This window comes from Acetobacter sp. UBA5411 (genome assembly GCF_002409645.1).
In the GTDB taxonomy this organism is placed as follows: Bacteria; Pseudomonadota; Alphaproteobacteria; order Acetobacterales; family Acetobacteraceae; genus Acetobacter.
Genome location: NZ_DHNR01000028.1, coordinates 53,483 through 71,488 on the forward strand (window position 1 = coordinate 53,483; position 18,006 = coordinate 71,488).

Consider the following 18,006-nt stretch of genomic DNA (forward strand, 5'->3'; position numbering starts at 1 on the left):
TAACGCCGAGGGCGCACCGATTACCGCAGTCTCAACCTTACGGCAAGGTCACTCCGGCCCGCATCCTGCAATTAAGGTGATTTCCGACGCCTTCGAGAGTGACTTCACCGGAATGTCACAGAACTTCACCCACTGCTTTCACGGTTCGGCCTGAAGCCGTGTCGCCTTGTCCCGCGCCTTCCCGAGATACCGGTCAAGATCTTCCGCAACCAGCCAGTTTCCAGCCTGAAGGGCTGCCTCCCCATGCAGCCACACACCTGCGCATGCGGCATCCCACGGCTCCATACCCGCCGCTAGCAAGGCTCCGATAATGCCAGTCAGCGTATCGCCCGAACCTGCGGTGCCAAGCGCCGATGTGGCGTGCGTATTCAACGCCACTTTTCCATCGGGCGACGCAATCACGCTGGTCGCACCTTTCAGAACCACCACCGCATTCACCTGTTTGGCTGCGGCCCGCACCGCCGCCAGAGGGTCTGAGCCCGGCGCACCAAAGACCCGGGCAAATTCTCCGCCATGCGGCGTCAGGACAGCCGCCCCCCGCAGACGGTCCGGTGCGCCCGCCGCCCATGAGAAGGCACCCGCGTCGGCAAGAATCTGCCGATCCGCTGCAACCAGTTGCGGGAACACCTGCTCCACCTCTTCCGGGAGAAGACCCGGACCACAAATCCACGTCCGACGCCGATGATCTTTCAGCAGATCCGCCAGCGGCTCCTCATCGATAATGAGCCCTGGCTCGCCCAACCGGAACGCAGGAGCCGCCTTGCCCGCCGCGATCCGGACAAGCCCTGCTCCTGTGCGCCGCGCCGAGGCCGCCGCCAGACGTGCAGCACCGGGCATCGCCTCCCCAGCACACAGACTGACGACACCACGGGAATATTTATGCGCTTCAAGACCAAGAACAGGCAGCTTCCAGAGACCGGGTTCATTCTGCCAGCTGGTAACGGTAATTTCTTTCAGGGTCTCAGCAGGAATCCCGATATCCCTCACCTCGAACTGTCCGAGATATTCACGTCCCGGCAGCAGCAGATGACCGGGTTTGGCCCGAAAAAAAGTCACCGTCAGGTCGGCAGCGCGGGCGTATCCACGCACCAACCCGGTCGCCCCATCAATGCCGCTAGGCATGTCGATGGCGACGACGCGCTTTGCAGCAGCCAGCACAGACGGAACCGGCTCCTGCACATCCCGACTAAGCCCCGCCCCGAAGACGGCGTCGATCACCAGATCAACTCGCGCAGCCTCCTCGGGAGAAAACGGCACACGCGGACCGTGAAACCTTGCCGCGACAGAGGCCGCATCACTTCCCTCGCGCGGCTCGGTCAGCGCGGCAACGGCGACTGGCCATCCCATGTCAGCGAGATGACGCGCCGCGACATAACCATCGCCGCCGTTGTTGCCGGGACCGCACAGCACCAGCACACGGCAAGGTTTCGTAAAATGTTTTATGGCCAGCGCCACTGCCCGACCGGCGTTCTCCATCAGGGTCGCCACAGGAATGGTGCGGGATGCAATATGATCAATACTGCCCATCTCCTTCGAGGAGAGGACGGCAAATCTGTCGGACTGGCCGGACATGACGAGTGCCTCCGTTATGACAATGCGGCGAAACGAGTCCGCCTGAAACTGGCTCCAGAAAACAGTGAGCCTTGCGTTCGACGCTCTGATTGGCGACACAGCTTACGACCGTACAGCCGATCTGTCCGATGGAGTTCGCATGCCACATATTCTCTGGAGTCTTGTTCTGACACTGCACATCGTCGGGATGGCGGTGTGGGTAGGTGGCGCAACCTATGCCGTAGCCATCCTGCGCCCGAGCCTGTCCCTGCTGGACAAGGCCCAACGCAGCGCCGTGCATCTGCTGACGCTGAAGCGTTTTCTGCGCGTCATCTGGCATATCATGCCGATCGTGCTGATTACCGGATGGCTCATGATCATGCATGAGGGCGGCTTTGCAGCGATCCCCTGGACCACCAACGTCATGCAGGTTCTCGGCCTGATCATGGCTGGCCTGTTCCTGCGCGTGTTTTACGGCCCCTATCAGAAAGCCCGCCGCGCCATTCGTCCGCAGCCACAGACATTCGATTCCATCCGCAGTCTGATGCTGGGTGTTGTCGCTTGCGGTGTGCTTGCCATCCTATGCGCGTCAATTGGACATGGTCTTTAAACTTTCTTGAGTGCCTGACGGTTATTCTGCCGGAAAACCCTTGTGATCAGTCCGAAACCAAAACGGCTGCCGCTTGATTTTTCGTGCAGGACGGCCTACCGACAGGCACCGGTTTTTTCCGGCCCCTTCTGTGCGCCCCGCCTTTGCGGCGACCGACCTAATCTGAGAGCGACTTGAGCCCCAAAGCTTCCGACACGACCGAGAAAAAGCCGCGTAAAGCGGCCCCCCGCACTCGCACCCGCAAGGCCGCGACGACCGGCGACGCGGTGACGACAGAGTCTGCCGTGGTTGAGGGCGAAGCCTCATCTGCGCCTGCTCCGAAGCGCGCGACAACACGACGGAAGAAAGCGGTCGAGGAAACTGTAGCAGCAGAAGTGACTCCCGTCGCCGAAACTGCAGCGCCGAAGAAGCCCACACGGACTCGCCGGAAAAAGGCTGAGACTGCTGAAGTGGAAACTCCGACTGCCACGAATGAGGTCGCAGAGGCCAAGCCAGCTGCGAAAACACCACGCCGCACAACGCGTAAAAAAGCTGAACCTGCCGTAGCGGATAAAGAGGAAGCCGCGCCGGCAGAGGTCGTCGCTGAGGAAAAGCCGGTCAAAAAGCCGCGCACGCGCAAGGCCGCTGCTGCGAAAAGTGTGGACACGGAAGCTGCTCCTGCGCCCGTAGCCAAAAAACCAACGCGCCGTCGCAGCACAAAAACGGAAGCCAAATCTCCGGATGAGGCTACAGTCGAAAATGCGCCTGAAGCCCACCCTCTTCATGTCGGTGGCGCTCTGGACGGCATCGTCGAGCCGGAAGCCGAGATTCATCCGCCAGTAGCTCCTGAGGCCGCCGCAGAGCCTGTCAAAAAGGATGCTGCTGAAGAAAGCAGTCAGATCACATTTGCGGATCTGGGACTTTCGGAACCAATTCTGCGTGCCGTAACCGAGATGGGCTACGTCCATCCGACTCCCATTCAGGCACAGGCCATCCCCGCCGTTCTGCATGGTCAGGATGTTCTGGGTGTTGCCCAGACCGGCACGGGCAAGACGGCGTCCTTCACGCTGCCCATGCTGGAAATTCTCTCCGGCTCCCGCGCCCGCGCTCGGATGCCACGCTCGCTGATCCTTGAGCCGACGCGTGAACTGGCGCTTCAGGTCGCCGAGAATTTCGTCAATTACGGCAAGCATCTGAAACTGACGCATGCCCTTCTGATCGGTGGCGAAAGCATGGCCGACCAGAAAGAGGTCCTGAACAAGGGCGTCGATGTTCTGATCGCCACGCCGGGCCGTCTGCTTGATCTGTTCGAACGCGGTGGCCTGCTGCTGACGCAGACGCGGATTCTCGTGATTGATGAAGCCGACCGCATGCTCGACATGGGTTTCATTCCGGACATTGAGAAGATTGTCGGCCTGCTACCGGCGAATCGTCAGACGTTGTTCTTCTCTGCAACGATGGCGCCTGAAATCCGTCGCCTCGCCGATGCGTTCCTTCATTCGCCCAAGCAGATAACGGTCAGCCGTCCTTCGACTGTAGCCACGACCATCGAAACAGGCCTGATTGTCGTTGACGAAGACGACAAACGGAAAGTCCTGCGTAAGCTGCTGCGGGCTGAAAACCTTCAGAATGCGATCGTTTTCTGTAATCGCAAGCGTGATGTCGATGTTCTGCTCAAGTCACTTCTGAAGCATGGTTTTTCAGCCGGCGCCCTGCACGGTGATCTGCCGCAGTCCGTCCGTTTCCAGACACTTGAAAAGTTCAAATCCGGCGAACTGAAGATTCTGGTCTGCTCTGATGTTGCCGCACGAGGCATCGATATCGGTGGACTGTCTCACGTCTTCAACTTCGATCTTCCCTTCCATGCCGAGGATTATGTCCATCGCATCGGTCGGACAGGACGCGCTGGAAAGGAAGGCAAGGCCTACAGTCTTGCTACGCCTTACGATCGTAAACTCGCGGAAGCGATCGAGACGCTGACAGGCAAGCCCATCCCCCGCTTGGAGCGTGACGGAATCACGCAGCTTGAATGGGTGAGCGAAGAAGAAGCGCGCGGTAATCGCGGAAAGAAAAAACGCAACAGCCGCGGATCTGACCGGGAGCGCGATTCTTCTGAACGACCGAAACAGCCAGAAGCACCTGCCCGCAAGAAAGAAGCCGAGAAAACACCGGCTCCTGTAGACGCTGCCCCTCAGGCCACAGTGCGTGAGGACCGTCGGGCACCGCGCAATGATCGGAACGACCGTAACCGGCGTGACGATAATCGCCGTCGCGGTTCGGAAATTGCCGATGCACCGAATGAGAATGTTCTCGGCTTTGGGGCGGACCTTCCCAACTTTATGAAGCTTCCCCGGCGTGTGCCGGTCGCAATCGAAGCAACGGGCGAGGATGGCACGGAAAACTGAAGGGAGAGGCCGTCGTCGGCCTCATTCTCGTCAGGCTCCCGCTCCTGCCATCGACCCGACACCCCGGCGCTATCGCATTAAAGCGCTCGGTGTCAGTGGTGATGGTATTGGCCGCCTGACAGATGCCGGAGGCCAGCAAGCGGCTCCCGTCTTTATCCCTTATACGGCACCCGGCGATGAGGTTCTTGCCCGAAGCACGGGTAAGGATCGGGCGACCATTCAGGAAATCTGCGTTGCTGCGCCAGAGCGTGTGACGCCGCCCTGCTCCCTGTTCGGAACCTGTGGGGGCTGCTCTCTTCAGCACCTCGGCCCAGAATGGATACTGAAGTGGAAAACGACTGAGGTTCTGACGGGATTACACCGTGCCGGTGCGGTTGATCTCCCTCCGGCTGCATCATTTCAGACGCCGCCCGCCTCACGTCGTCGTGCCGATCTTGCTGTAAAACGCAAGCATGATGGCGTCATCCTTGGCCTGCACCGACGTGGTGGCGATGTTGTCGATCTGACGGAATGCTCGCTGCTGCATCCGGATATCGTCAGGCTTCTCCCTGCGCTTCGTACAGCAATGGAACGTCTGGATCTTTTTCGCAGAGAAGCAGATCTGGTCATCAACCTCCTCGATTCCGGACCGGATCTCCTGCTGGCGTCTGACGCGCCGCCCAGCACGGCTGACCGCACAAAACTTGCCGCATTCTGTAAGAGCCACCGTATTTCGCGCCTGTGCTGGAAGGAAAAAGCCTCGCAGGAGAATCCGGAAATCCTCGTGCAGCTGGCACCTTCCGTCATCGCATTCGATGGCGTGACGACAGAGCCGCCTTCCGGCGCTTTTCTTCAGGCGAGTCGCGAAGGGGAAGTGGCAATCCGTACAGCTGTTCTTGACGCTCTTCCACCTTCAACAGGCCGAAAAGCAAAAATCATAGAATTGTATGCTGGCTGCGGCACTCTGACTTTTGGTCTATCCACGCATGCCCGTGTTGAGGCTTACGAAGGGCATCCGGGTGCCATAGAGGCCCTCACTCGCGCATCAGCCGGGCGCAATATCACGCCCCATCTCAGAGACCTGAACAAACAGCCTGTCGAAGCGAAAGAACTGTCTTCAGCGCTGGCCGTGGTTCTCGACCCACCCCATGCCGGTGCTGGTTTGCAGATGGATGGCATTCTCGACGCCCGGCCCGGGGTCATTATTTATGTCAGTTGCAACCCACGCATTCTTTACCGGGATACTGAGCGCCTTCTGAAAGCTGGCTATCGGATCGACGCCCTGACGATCATTGACCAGTTTCTCTGGTCAGCCGAGACAGAGGTCGTGTGCCGCTTTTCTCACAGTTTAAAGAAGCGTGAGAAAACAAATAATAAGTAATTATAGTACATCTATAATCGAAATTATTAACGACTTATTTCAAAAACAGTATCCAGTTGTGCTTTTAGAATCCTTTCAAAATAATTTAGATAAAGTTATTGTCGCTAGACGAGAAGCCTTTGAGTTTCTCCCATGCGGCTTTTTCTTGTGAGAGAGCATGCACCTTATCACGGAGAAATCTTACCATGCGTGAACTCACGATTTCTGAACTGAACGAAATTTCCGGGGGAGCCGGTCTGGACTCTCTGGTTGGCAATGCCCTGATCGGCGCAGCCAATACGTTTAACTCTTTTCTTGACGCCATCGGCCCGATCGGCGTTGCGCTGACCTATGCTGGCGGTCCTGTCGTTGCCGCACTGCACGAATTCAACGATTACGTTGTCTATGAAGGCTCGAAAGCCATCGATACCGTCGGCCAGGCACTCGGCGGCACGCTGACCCCGGACTACCATTATGTGAATGAGTGGACAGGCAATGGCGCTCTGAGCAAGTATTTCTGAATCTGAAGTAATAACTCAGATTCAGGCCGAGCCTATATAAACAGGGTTGTATCCACATCAGGATACAACCCGCCAAAATCAAAAAACCAATAAAGTAAAATGAGAGCATTCATTTTACTTTTAGTGCAACCATTCTGCACCGCAGAAAATTTTTCTGGATGAAAAAATGCTGGAGTCTTCGTCGACTTCTTCACCTCTGACTCTGACTGAAGAGCAGATCGAAAAGCTTCGTACCGACACGGATAACGGTACAGCCAATCCGCTGAAGGGCTATCAGGACATGATATCCTTTCTTGACGCCGCGAATGCTGCGGGCACGGATACGCTCGATGATGCAAGTCAGTTCTGGTATCAGCAGGCCATTACAGTAAACGGTGACGATCCCACCAGTTTCGGCAATATCTTTATCCATGCCGCCACAGCGTATGGCGCTGCCTGGGACGGAAAAACCGTTGATTTCCAGTCGCTGTCTGACAAGATCGGCCTTGCTGTCATCAACGGCACAATAGAAACCGGCACACTACAGAGCATCAATTCGATGCTTGAGGACGATATCGGAACATCGCTTTCCTATGGTGGCATGACAGTCGGCGGTTGGGGCGGCTCCTTCTATTACTGGAACACCCCGTTCGAAGGCACGGAGACTGTGGGTCAGGCCATCATGGCAGATCCGGAACATTACGATAAATTCATTGCCACAACCGCAAACGCCGTTGTTGTCACAGGCAATACAGCGATTGAAGAGCTGGGCCTGACCTTCAATTCCGGTTCGATCACCAATGAAGTCGATCAGTTCCTGAATATTCTTCAGGTTGGCGTGCCCACCATCGTCGATGCAAGCGTACAGACAACTGTGAAGGCAGAAGTCATCGCGCGCGCTTTTGAGGAAGACGTTCTGGGACAGAGCGCCGCCGGCAATCCCAATCTGATCAACGGCTATGAGTATGTCGGCAAAAGCTGGTTCGGCAACAGTGAGTGGATCGCCACTCCGAATGCCGGCATCAGCTCAGTCAATGTCACCAACTCCACGGAACTTGACGCTCTGCGCGCCACGCGTCTTGAAGAGCAGGACACAAAATCTGGTGATGCTGTCACCAATATTTATTCTGCACTTGCCAAAGCTGCGGACGCAGGCATCACCGGCAGCATGACGCTTCCTTCCGAGCTCCAGCTTCCGGCAGGATCAACGCTCACAGCAAGCGACATGACGGCTTCAAAAGTAACGCTGAGCCTTCCCGCTCTTCCGACGGATCTGGTGACAGACACCATCAAGGACGTCATGGCAGACATCGCTCCGGCGATTTCCGCTGACTTCCTTGCGCCTGTCGTCTCCATCGTCGGAACAGGTCTTACGGACGCCCTGAACTTTGCAGGCAATATCCTGACCGATCTGACAGGCGGCTCTTCCTCTGCATCGTCTTATGGCGCAAGCCTTGCGACAACGCAGACAAACACTGCTGCCAGCAGCCATCAGGATCTGTTTGCATCACTGTTTGCGTGATCTATACCGTCCTGACCTTTTTATAAGGTCAGGACAGAGCGCTCTCATTTACGCTTCGTCGTAACACGACGTATTTCAAAGACAATGAGCGCTTCCAAATGTCGTCTTTTCAAAAAGGGCGACATCTCCGAGGCTTTCCAAGCAAAGCCCTCTCAAAACTTCCCTACACGTGATCCGCAGCTAACGCCTCACACACTGGCAAGGCGTTAGATTCTCTGAGCGTCACTGCTTTCTGAATTCCGCAACCTTTTCAGGCGTGACATTCACGGAGCCCGAACCGAATTTTTCCATCAGGAAATTCACGAGACTGGCGATTTCCGCATCGCTCAGACGTTCAACCTTAGACTTGTCATCGAACCCATGCATGAACGCATGATGATCACCAGCTTTCCGGTCAACACCATTCAGGATCACCATAATCAGGTTATCCGGACGGGCTGTTCCCACCGCCGAATTGGAAAACAGCGACGGAACGGAATGATCAGCTGTTCCAGCGCCATTCCGCCCATGACAGGCGGCGCAGTTATCATCAAAGATCTGCAGAGCGCTCATCTGGTCCAGATTATCGATCCGTTTCGGAGCCTCTGTCCGGATGTCGGGATCGTTCATTGGCTGGCCGAAGCTGTCACGCGGCTTGTGATCCACATCGTCATCAAGAGCTGGAACCTGCTTGATGTAGGCAGCCAGCGCATGCAGATCCGGATCGCTCAGCTTGCTCGTGCTGAAAGAGACGACTTCTCCCATGGAACCGGCCGCCTGGGCGCGTCCATGAGCCTGACCGGTCTTCAGATAGGAGACGATATCGTCTTCGCTCCAGTCCCCGATGCCGCCTGTTTTGCTGGACGTGATATTGGGCGCATACCATCCGGCCAGCTCAGCGCCGCCAAGATAACGATCCGTCTTCTCACCCAGCATGAAGTTACGAGGTGTATGACAGGTTCCGCAATGCTCCAGTGCATTGGCGAGATATTTTCCGCGTCTCAGAGTGTCGAACGTCATGGAGTCACCCGTCTCGGGTGTTTCAGACGTCGCCAGCATGTTCCACACCTTCATGGCGGATCGCACGTTGGCTGGAAATGTCAGAGCTGTTTCGGGAGGCGTGCTCGCAACGGGCTGCACGCGGTGCATGAACCACGCATACAGCGCCTTCAGGTCCTGATCGGTCATTCCGGCATAGGACACATAAGGCATGACCGGGTAGAGATTGGCCCCATCAGCGCGAATACCGTGACGCACGGCTTCGTCGAACTGGGCCTCCGTATATTTCCCGATGCCATGCTCGGGGTCTGGCGTGATGTTGGTTGAGATGACATTCCCCATCGGGGTTGCAATCTTCAGGCCGCCAGCAAATGGCTTTCCATTCTTTGTCGTGTGACAGGCCATGCAGTCGGCACCAAGCGCGACGTCCGCACCGCGTTTGAGCAGAGCCTCATCATCCGCAGCCGGTGCGGCTGGGGCCGGAGCCGGAGAAGCGGCCGCAGCCTTGCTGTCCTCCGCCTTTTCATCTGCCGCCTGAACGGGTGCTGCATGCAATGCACCGAGAACACTGCCCGCAATCAGAAAAGAACGGAATGTCTTGAAAATATCAGGCATGGTTCAGCTCTTTTTTCAGCGTGTCGGCGACGCGCAGAGCCAGTGCCGCAACCGTCAGGGTAATGTTGCCGGTGCCCACCGTTGAAAAGACGGAAGAACTGGCGATGAACAGGTTTTCATGGTCGTGCGTGCGACAATGACCGTCCACAACGGAATCTTTCGGATCCACGCCCATAATGGTGCTGCCTGAGGGATGGTCCTGTGGAAAATAGCCGGGCGTCCACTGCTCATCCGTGCCGTGCATGAGCCCGATCAGCTCACGGAACACCTTGCGGGTATGCTCACAGCTACGCACCGTATATTCCGGCAGTTTGTAGTAAACGTCCGGATGCGGAATCCCGAGAACATCCTTGCGGGTTTTACTGAGCGTCAGACGGTTGTTCGGATCGGGCAACGCCTCGTTATGGCTGAACAGACGCACTGTGTGCGCGGCCAGATAACGGATACGCTCTTCGAGTTCACGTCCGACATAACCTTTGGCGATGGCCATCTGGGTCGCGAGATCGACCTGATTATCATCCACCATGTGCACCAGATAGGCACCACGCTCCTTCCGCCACTCACCATCGCGGAAGTTGTCGATCACATTGGTTTCCAGCGGACCACGGCCCGGCCACAAAGCCTTGTCGCCACTGATGAAGGTCACCTGCACGCCCGTGTGATCCATCATGTTGCGACCAACCTGATCGGAACTGTTGGCGACGCCTGTGGGGCTTTTTTCGTCAGCCGCCACAAGCAGGAGCTTGGCCGTCTCGATGCAGTGCGCCGCAATGACGAAGTATTTTCCGGTGACGCGATGGGAGCCCTTGTCCGGGTCGAGATAATGCACCGCGGTGACGAGCTTGTTCGCCTCGTCACGCTCAATCTTGTAGACAACAGCGTTGGGAATGAACTTCGCGCCAGCGGCCTCGGCATCGTAAACCGAATAACTGCCGTTATACATCGCCCCGATCGGACAGATCGGCATGCAGTTGTTGTGACCTTCACAGGTCGGACGGTTATCGTATGGGCGTGTGTTACGGGCCTGCGGCTCATGCACCACGCGCCACGGCGTCTTTTCATCAATCAGCTTGCGGAACTGCTGCGCGGCATAGGAAATAGGCAGCGCGTCCATCGGGTACGGCTGCTTGCGCGGCGAACCGAGATCCTCAACGGCGGGATCGGGGCCGCAGACACCCATCATCACTTCAGCCTGATAATAGAACGGCTCGAGATCGTCATATTTCAGAGCCCAGTCACGGCCCTGACCAAAGCGGGTTTTCAGCTCGAAATCCGAAGGCAGATAACGCCAGGCACACCCGGCCCAGTGCCAGGTCGTCCCACCGATCATCCGCAGGTAGACCTGCTGATAGGCTTCGGCGTCCGGCCCAGTCGTGTGCAGATATTCGTTGGGGGTACGCTGATCGGGCGGATGGGGCGCCCAAGGCACGGAGGGGAACGGCTCCTGATAGGACGGCTTGTTTTCCAGATTACGGAAATTTTCCACAAAATGCTGGCGGTCTACACGCGGGCCTGCTTCCAGCACGATGACGGAAATACCCGCACGCACCAGTTCGTTGGCGATCGAACTACCCGCAACACCGGACCCGACGATGACGACATCGGCGGAGAGATTTTCTGAAGACATAAGGATTATACTTTTCTGTTTTCAGGTCGGTTCGACGACGAATTTCGACGGAGACAGAGCGGGCTGACCTTTCGGCGGGTCAACTTCTGGCGGTTTCGACGTCCAGTAGAACGGTCCACCAGCAGCATATGTCTTCGGATAGACGGCATCCTTGGTGATATCGAACATCAGGGCCGAGCGATAAACCACGACCTTTCCGTTGGCGACGCCACGATACCAGCCCGCCATAATGTCATGGATCACGTCTTTGAACGCTGGATCGTGTTTTTCCGCAGCACGTGCAAAGTCGGACGCGGAGGCGAACTTGCCGCCTTCAAGCAGGGCATGCATTCCCTGAAGCTGCTCTTTCCGCTTTGCATCAGACTGCACGATGTTTGTGCAGAGCGCCGCAGCGATCCACTCATCCAGAGCGTCCCGATCCGTCAGGCGATGCGACAGGTCCAGAAACTGTTTCACCAGAGGATCATTGACCGAAAGCAGCGATGGCTGCCCCGGCACATTCGACCCGTGTGCATCCGGCTCCGCCGCTTGGGCGGAGACAAGGCCTCCCGCTGCGACCGTCCCCATACCGCCCAGCAGAACATCGCGCCGCGACATTCGCAGCAATCTGCTCAAACGCATTCTGTTGGGAGAAACCATCCAGAGCGATGAAGAGTTTTCTGCCATTCTCCTGAACAGCTCCTTGTCGATATTCGTTGCGCCACCAAAAGATCGCACAACATGAATTTGCCATTTCATAAGGTCGTAGGCCGTGAATTATGTTCACGCAACCATCAAAGATTGTAAAATAACATATTGGATGAATGAGATTTATTTGAAAATTCTTTTAAAACATCTTGTGAAACATTTCTGTGCTTCAAAAACATCTTTCTCACCCAACCTCGTCTCACATTCGTCATCTTGCGTTGGACGGATGCAAAACCCATCCCGTCAGATGCAGGACACCATTCACAATCCGGCATGGACAGCCCAGCCCCAAGACGGCATAGCCGTTCCTCCTTTTCAGGGCGGGTGCCAGACATGTCAGGCAAGATGTCAGTAGAGACGATGCAGGCCAGTCAGCGCCTGCCCTTTTACCTTGTGGCCCTGCTGGGACTGATTACAGCGCTCGGCCCCCTGTCCACCGACATGTACCTTCCCGCCTTCCCGATTCTGGATCAGGAACTGGGCGGCGGCCCCGGTTCGGCGCAGTTCACTCTTGCGACATGGTTCATCGGACTGGCGGTGGGACAGTTCTCTTGCGGTCCGTTGTCAGACCGTTTCGGCCGCCGCGGCCCGTTGGTCGCGGGGCTCGCACTCTACACGCTGGCCTCGATCGGCTGTGCGATGACATCCGACTACCGGCTGTTCTGCCTGTTCCGCTTTTTCGCCGCCCTCGGCGGTTCGGCTGGCGCTGTCATCCCCCGCGCCATGATCCGCGATATCGCAACTGGCAGAGCCGGGGCGCATATCATGACCCAACTGACCCTCGTCTTTGGCGTAATGCCGATCCTCGCCCCTTCCATCGGCGGCCTAATTCTGGAAATCGCGACATGGCGCTGGATGTTCTGGGTGGCCGCCCTTTACGGTGTCGCGGCCATTGCGGGCGTCTGGTTCGTGTTGCCGGAGACCCTGCCCCTCGCACGCCGACTGCGCCTGCCCGTCAGCACGATTCTCACGCGCTATGCGATGATTGTCCGGGAGCCGCACTTCTTTCTGAACGCGCTTATCGCCAGCGCCTCGACCTTTGTGATGTTCGCCTATCTCGGTGGCGCGCCCGTGGTGTTCGAGCACCTAATGGGATTTTCTCCACGGAACTTCGCCATTTTCTTCGGCGTCAACGCCGCCATCTTTATTCTCTGCACCCAGATCAGCGGCAGGCTGGTGCATCGCGTGCGTCTCGAGACCCTCATGCAGTTTGGTATCGGCTGGTGCGCCTTTGCCGGAGCCATGAACGTGCTGCTGACCACCACGCATGTCATCACGGCCCAGACACCCGTCTTCGTTGTCATGATGATCATGTTCATGACGGGCTCACTCGGATTTATCGGCGCGAACGCAACAGTGCTCGCCTTCCATCATCACGGCGCTCATGCGGGAAGCGCCTCCGCGCTGCTGGGCACGATGCAGTTCAGCATCGGCGCTGTCAGCGGCCTGATGATGGGCTATATGCCGACGGATTCGATCATCCCGACGGCCTGCGTGATGGCGGTCGGCGCAGCGATGATGGTGATCGCCAACATCTTCCGCATCCTCCGCTGCGCCGAAACCTGACGTCTCGCTCGCCATCCTCTCACCTTTTTGCTAGACAGGGCGTCCCTTGTCGCGAACGCCTCTCCTGCTGTCGCGTTACAGGGTCTGATCGCACCGGCCTTTCTTCCGCCGCGCGCGAAAAGGATGATGATGACACACAGCACACGGACATCGGCATTGGCTTCAGACCGCACAGCCTGTGAGGCCGCCATCGCGGGCCTGCGTAACTCTCTCGACACGGCGGAGTGTTCGACCACCCCGTTCCGGCACTGGACGCTGTCCAACATCCTGCCGCAGGAAGCGTGCGAGGCTCTCGTCGCGTGGGAACCGGAAGCTAATGCCGTTGCAGGCGATACCGGCGGTCGCCGTGAGACGCGCAACGGCTCCCGTGTTTTCGTAGAGCCGGAAGCCCGGGCGCGGGATGCACGACTGGATGTGCTGGCTCATATGTTCGACAGCCCGGAAGGACGTTCCGCCGTGGAAGCGCTCTGCGGCACGAAGCTTGATCACACGGCGCTTCGGCTGGAACTCAGTCTCGATACAGACGGTTTCTGGCTGGAACCGCATACCGACATCGGCGCGAAGAAACTGACGCTGCTCATTCCGCTGTCCACCCATGATGACGCCGAGCAATGGGGCACGGACCTGATGAACGCAGAGGGAAAAACCGTCGTCCGCAGCAGTGGCCGTTTCAATACCGGCACCCTGTTCGTGCCGGGCGACGACACCTGGCATGGCTTTCAGAAGCGGCCCATTAACGGCTTGCGACGGGGGCTGATCGTCAATTTCGTTGATTCAACGTGGCGCGCAACGCAGGAACTGGCTTTCGGCCCGGCGCAGTGAGGTGATGTCGCCTGACCAATAAAGCGCGAGACTTTCTGACCTGACACCAGACATCAGTGAACCAACAGTTTTTCTGCCACACTTACTTCTGAAACGCCCCTATTCAGGCCTTTCAGAAAGATAAACAGCCTTGGCAAACCGGGACGAACACCTTACCCGGACACTTCAATTCATAGACAGCCCGCGAGAAAGCGCCATTCTGCCTTCTCGCCCACGGCATTTGACGATGAGGAACGAGGACCGATGAGCGAACGCGAGGCGATGGAATTTGATGTCGTCATCGTGGGTGGCGGCCCGGCGGGTCTGGCAGCAGCCATCCGCCTGCGTCAGCTTAACCCCGAAGCCAATGTCTGCCTGATCGAGAAAGGCAGCGAGATAGGCGCACACATCGTCTCCGGTGCGGTGATCGAGCCGCGCGCTCTTGAGGAACTGTTCCCCGACTGGCTGGAGCGCGGCGCTCCCCTGAAGACCCCGGTGACCGAGGAGGAAATGTATTTCCTCACTGAGAAAAAGGGCTTCAGAATTCCGGCGCTCGACCGCGTGATGCCGCACCTCGCCAATCACGGGAACTATGTCGTCAGCCTCGGCGATGTCTGCCGCTGGCTGGCCGAACAGGCGGAAGCGCTCGGCGTCGAGATCTATCCCGGCTTCGCGGGCGCGGAAGTGCTGATCGAGAAAAACCGCGTGGTGGGCGTGGCGACCGGCGACATGGGCATCACCCGTGACGGCGAGAAAGGTCCGAACTACCAGCCCGGCATGGAGCTGCGCGCGAAATACACACTGTTCGCGGAAGGCTGCCGTGGCTCCCTCACCAAGCAGGTGATGGAACACTACAACCTGCGCAAAGGCGTCGATCCGCAGACCTACGGCCTCGGCATCAAGGAAGTGTGGGAAATCCCCGCCGAGAACCACCGCCCCGGTCTGGTCGTGCACAGCTTCGGCTGGCCGCTCGACGACAAGACCTATGGTGGCGCGTGGCTCTACCATTTCGGCGAGAATCTCGTCTCCTACGGCTTCGTCACGGGTCTCGATTACGAGAACACATGGCTGTCACCGTTCGACGAGATGCAGCGCACGAAGCTGCACCCGGTCTTCCGCAAGCATTTCGAAGGTGGCCGACGCCTGATCTACGGTGCACGCGCCCTGTCCGAGGGTGGTCTCCAGTCGATCCCGCGCCTCACCTTCCCCGGTGGCGCACTGCTCGGCGATTCGGCAGGTTTCCTCAACACGCCGAAGATCAAGGGCACGCATACCGCGATGAAGTCCGGTATGCTGGCCGCAGAAGCCGTGATCGACGCGATGAAGGCCGACCGGGTTGAACCGGCCGCCTATACGAGCCTTGTACGTCAGTCCTGGCTGTATGACGAGCTGAAATCCGCCCGCAATGTCCGTCCGGCCTTCGCCCGCTGGGGCTCCAAGCTGGGCGCGCTTTATGCCGGGTTCGACGCGATGGTTCTGCGTGGCAAAGCCCCGTGGACCCTGCATTTCAAACATGCGGATAACGAAACGCTGAAGCCGGCCTCTCTCTGCACGCCAATCGCCTATCCCAAGCCGGACAACAAGATCACCTTCGACAAGCTGTCGTCCGTGTTCCTGTCGAACACCAACCATGAGGAAGACCAGCCGGTTCATCTGAAGGTCCGGAACATGGGCCTGTGGAAGACAGTGAACTGGGACGTGTTCCGCTCACCTGAAAGCCGTTACTGCCCGGCGGCGGTCTATGAAGCGGTGGATACGGACACTGAAGCACGGCTGGTGATCAACTCCCAGAATTGCGTCCACTGCAAGACCTGCGACATCAAGGACCCGACGCAGAATATTGACTGGTGCACACCAGAAGGAGCCGGCGGTCCGAATTACCCTGCGGGTATGTGATTTTTGTCGATAGTACGTTAAGGCAGCCGTCAATTCCGGTGGCCCGATCGCCGGGCGTGGTTCCTGCGCCCACGTCCGCGCGCGCCACCACCTGCGGGTAGTATGCGAGAGAGACGATGAAGATACTTGTCCCGGTAAAGCGGGTTGTTGATTACAACATCAAGGTTCTCGTCAAATCGGACGGCACCGGCGTTGAGACGGCTGGCCTGAAGATGTCGATGAACCCCTTTGACGAGATTGCCGTCGAAGAGGCCGTCCGTCTGCGTGAAAAAGGCTCTGCGACCGAGGTGATCGCCGTGTCCATCGGTGTCCAGCAGGCGCAGGACACCCTCCGCACGGCCATGGCGATGGGTGCCGATCGCTCCATTCTCGTCCTCTCGGAAGAAAGCCCGGAGCCTCTGGCCGTCGCCAAGGTGCTGAAGGCGATCGTCGAGAAAGAGAAGCCGGACCTCGTCTTCCTCGGCAAGCAGGCCATCGACGACGACATGAATGCGACGGGCCAGATGCTCGCCGGTCTGCTCGGCTGGGGTCAGGGCACCTTCGCCAGCAAGGTCGAGATCGTGGACGGTCGTGCGGAAGTCACCCGTGAGGTCGATGGCGGCACGGAGACAGTGTCTCTCAGCGTTCCAGCCATTGTCACGGCTGACCTGCGCCTCAACGAGCCGCGTTATGCTTCGCTGCCTAACATCATGAAGGCCAAAAAGAAGCCGCTTGAGACGATTCAGGCTACGGACCTCGGCGTGGACATGACCCGTCGTCTGACGACGGTTTCCGTGGCTGAGCCGCCGACCCGCAAGGCTGGCATCAAGGTCGGCTCCGTGGCCGAACTGGTCGAGAAACTGCGCAACGAAGCGAAGGTGATCTGATCATGACCGTTCTTGTTCTTGTCGAGACCGAAGCCGGTCAGATCCGTCAGGCTTCCCGTTCCGCCATTACCGCTGCCACCAAGCTGGGCGATGTCCACGCTCTGGTCGTAGGCAATGCAGCCGACGCCGAAGCGGCAGCTACTCTCGCCGCCAAGGTGCCGGGCGTGGCCAAGGTGCTGAAGGCCGGTGCCGACGTGCTGGCCCATGAACTGGCCGAGCCTGTGGCCGACCTGATCGTCTCGCTGGCTGGCGATTACAGCCACATCGTCGCCGCTTCCACGGCTGTCGGTAAAAACGTCCTGCCCCGCGCGGCCGCGCTGCTCGACGTTCAGCCGATCCCTGACGTGATGGCTATCGTCGATGCCGATACGTTCGTTCGTCCGATCTATGCGGGCAACGCGCTGGCGACGGTAAAGTCCTCGGATGCGAAGAAGGTTCTGACCATCCGTGCGACCAACTTCGACCCGGCTCCGGCTGAAGGCGGTTCCGCTTCTGTCGATGCGGTCAATGTGACGGTTCAGGACACGGTTTCCCGCTTCGTTTCCGAACACACACCGACCAGTGACCGTCCGGAGCTCGAGTCGGCTCGCGTGATCGTTTCCGGTGGTCGTGGTCTGGGTAGCGCCGAGAATTTCCAGTCCGTGCTCACGCCGCTGGCCGACAAGCTCGGAGCCGCCATTGGCGCTTCCCGCGTGGCGGTCGATTCCGGTTACGCCGAGAACGACTGTCAGGTCGGTCAGACCGGCAAGATCGTCGCTCCTGAGCTGTACATTGCTGTCGGCATTTCCGGTGCGATCCAGCATCTCGCCGGTATGAAGGACAGCAAGGTAATCGTGGCGATCAACAAGGATGCTGAGGCGCCGATGCTTCAGGTTGCGGACTACGCCCTTGTTGGCGACCTGTTCGAGGTCGTGCCGGAGCTGGCCAAGGCTCTCTGAAAGCCGGTCAACTTCCTGATATTTTATGAAAGCCCCATCCTTTGTCCGGTGGGGCTTTTTTTATGGGCGTATGAACCAGAGCGAGGGGAAACAGTCGATAAAAACCGGCTCTTCCCGGCCAAAATC

The 18,006-nt window shown here is 58.2% G+C and carries 14 protein-coding genes; 10 read left to right on the forward strand and 4 right to left on the reverse strand.

Translation table 11 applies throughout. The features are described 5' to 3' along the window. Nucleotides 1-138: 138 nt before the first annotated feature. Nucleotides 139-1,572 carry an NAD(P)H-hydrate dehydratase gene (locus tag B3759_RS08855; RefSeq protein WP_291365582.1) on the reverse strand — a complete coding sequence of 478 codons (1,434 nt, stop codon included), beginning with the start codon at nt 1,570-1,572 and terminating at the stop codon, nt 139-141. Between the two features lie 139 nt (nt 1,573-1,711). Here B3759_RS08855 and B3759_RS08860 point away from each other — a divergent pair, with 139 nt between their 5' ends. From B3759_RS08860 to B3759_RS08880, 5 genes are all read left to right on the forward strand, one after another. After that, nucleotides 1,712-2,161, forward strand: a complete 450-nt coding sequence (locus B3759_RS08860) for a hypothetical protein (protein WP_291365583.1) — start codon at nt 1,712-1,714, stop codon at nt 2,159-2,161. A 173-nt stretch (nt 2,162-2,334) separates the two neighbouring features. Continuing rightward, entirely contained in the window at nt 2,335-4,545 is a 2,211-nt protein-coding gene (locus B3759_RS08865; protein WP_349679296.1) for a DEAD/DEAH box helicase, read from the forward strand. Beyond that, entirely contained in the window at nt 4,529-5,905 is a 1,377-nt protein-coding gene (locus B3759_RS08870) for a class I SAM-dependent RNA methyltransferase (RefSeq protein ID WP_291365584.1), read from the forward strand. Before B3759_RS08865 ends, B3759_RS08870 begins: the two co-directional genes overlap by 17 nt. 185 nt (nt 5,906-6,090) lie before the next feature. Further along, a complete protein-coding gene (locus B3759_RS08875; protein ID WP_291365585.1) occupies nt 6,091-6,405 on the forward strand; it encodes a hypothetical protein in 315 nt (104 codons plus the stop codon). A gap of 166 nt (nt 6,406-6,571) precedes the next feature. Continuing rightward, a complete protein-coding gene (locus B3759_RS08880) occupies nt 6,572-7,906 on the forward strand; it encodes a hypothetical protein (protein ID WP_291365586.1) in 1,335 nt (444 codons plus the stop codon). A gap of 222 nt (nt 7,907-8,128) precedes the next feature. On the opposite strand, the gene B3759_RS08885 is transcribed toward B3759_RS08880, so the two are convergent. The 3 genes from B3759_RS08885 to B3759_RS08895 are packed head-to-tail and all read right to left on the reverse strand — an operon-like array spanning nt 8,129 to nt 11,792. Beyond that, entirely contained in the window at nt 8,129-9,499 is a 1,371-nt protein-coding gene (locus B3759_RS08885) for a c-type cytochrome (RefSeq protein ID WP_291365587.1), read from the reverse strand. Beyond that, nucleotides 9,492-11,126, reverse strand: coding sequence for a GMC family oxidoreductase (locus B3759_RS08890; protein ID WP_291365588.1), 1,635 nt, complete (start codon nt 11,124-11,126; stop codon nt 9,492-9,494). Before B3759_RS08890 ends, B3759_RS08885 begins: the two co-directional genes overlap by 8 nt. Before the next feature lie 21 nt (nt 11,127-11,147). Continuing rightward, entirely contained in the window at nt 11,148-11,792 is a 645-nt protein-coding gene (locus tag B3759_RS08895; RefSeq protein WP_291365589.1) for a sorbitol dehydrogenase family protein, read from the reverse strand. Between the two features lie 354 nt (nt 11,793-12,146). On the opposite strand from B3759_RS08895, the gene B3759_RS08900 reads away from it, so the two are divergent. From B3759_RS08900 to B3759_RS08920, 5 genes are all read left to right on the forward strand, one after another. Further along, the gene (locus B3759_RS08900; protein ID WP_291365590.1) at nt 12,147-13,379 is read left to right on the forward strand and encodes a multidrug effflux MFS transporter; all 1,233 of its coding nucleotides are present in this window, start codon (nt 12,147-12,149) and stop codon (nt 13,377-13,379) included. Nucleotides 13,380-13,505: 126 nt separating this feature from the next. Further along, the gene (locus B3759_RS08905; RefSeq protein WP_291365591.1) at nt 13,506-14,201 is read left to right on the forward strand and encodes a 2OG-Fe(II) oxygenase; all 696 of its coding nucleotides are present in this window, start codon (nt 13,506-13,508) and stop codon (nt 14,199-14,201) included. Nucleotides 14,202-14,444: 243 nt separating this feature from the next. Beyond that, the gene (locus tag B3759_RS08910) at nt 14,445-16,076 is read left to right on the forward strand and encodes an electron transfer flavoprotein-ubiquinone oxidoreductase (RefSeq protein WP_291365592.1); all 1,632 of its coding nucleotides are present in this window, start codon (nt 14,445-14,447) and stop codon (nt 16,074-16,076) included. Between the two features lie 116 nt (nt 16,077-16,192). Beyond that, nucleotides 16,193-16,942, forward strand: a complete 750-nt coding sequence (locus B3759_RS08915) for an electron transfer flavoprotein subunit beta/FixA family protein (protein ID WP_291365593.1) — start codon at nt 16,193-16,195, stop codon at nt 16,940-16,942. A 2-nt stretch (nt 16,943-16,944) separates the two neighbouring features. Then, a complete protein-coding gene (locus B3759_RS08920) occupies nt 16,945-17,880 on the forward strand; it encodes an FAD-binding protein (protein ID WP_291365594.1) in 936 nt (311 codons plus the stop codon). Nucleotides 17,881-18,006: the final 126 nt, after the last annotated feature.

Coding starts and splice junctions, on each gene's coding strand:
- B3759_RS08860 (WP_291365583.1), top strand. CDS start 1,712: ATGCCACATATTCTCTGGAGTCTTGTTCTGACACTGCACATCGTCGGG.
- B3759_RS08910 (WP_291365592.1), top strand. CDS start 14,445: ATGAGCGAACGCGAGGCGATGGAATTTGATGTCGTCATCGTGGGTGGC.
- B3759_RS08855 (WP_291365582.1), bottom strand. CDS start 1,572: ATGTCCGGCCAGTCCGACAGATTTGCCGTCCTCTCCTCGAAGGAGATG.
- B3759_RS08875 (WP_291365585.1), top strand. CDS start 6,091: ATGCGTGAACTCACGATTTCTGAACTGAACGAAATTTCCGGGGGAGCC.
- B3759_RS08870 (WP_291365584.1), top strand. CDS start 4,529: ATGGCACGGAAAACTGAAGGGAGAGGCCGTCGTCGGCCTCATTCTCGT.
- B3759_RS08880 (WP_291365586.1), top strand. CDS start 6,572: ATGCTGGAGTCTTCGTCGACTTCTTCACCTCTGACTCTGACTGAAGAG.
- B3759_RS08920 (WP_291365594.1), top strand. CDS start 16,945: ATGACCGTTCTTGTTCTTGTCGAGACCGAAGCCGGTCAGATCCGTCAG.
- B3759_RS08905 (WP_291365591.1), top strand. CDS start 13,506: ATGATGACACACAGCACACGGACATCGGCATTGGCTTCAGACCGCACA.
- B3759_RS08885 (WP_291365587.1), bottom strand. CDS start 9,499: ATGCCTGATATTTTCAAGACATTCCGTTCTTTTCTGATTGCGGGCAGT.
- B3759_RS08895 (WP_291365589.1), bottom strand. CDS start 11,792: ATGGCAGAAAACTCTTCATCGCTCTGGATGGTTTCTCCCAACAGAATG.
- B3759_RS08915 (WP_291365593.1), top strand. CDS start 16,193: ATGAAGATACTTGTCCCGGTAAAGCGGGTTGTTGATTACAACATCAAG.
- B3759_RS08890 (WP_291365588.1), bottom strand. CDS start 11,126: ATGTCTTCAGAAAATCTCTCCGCCGATGTCGTCATCGTCGGGTCCGGT.
- B3759_RS08900 (WP_291365590.1), top strand. CDS start 12,147: ATGTCAGGCAAGATGTCAGTAGAGACGATGCAGGCCAGTCAGCGCCTG.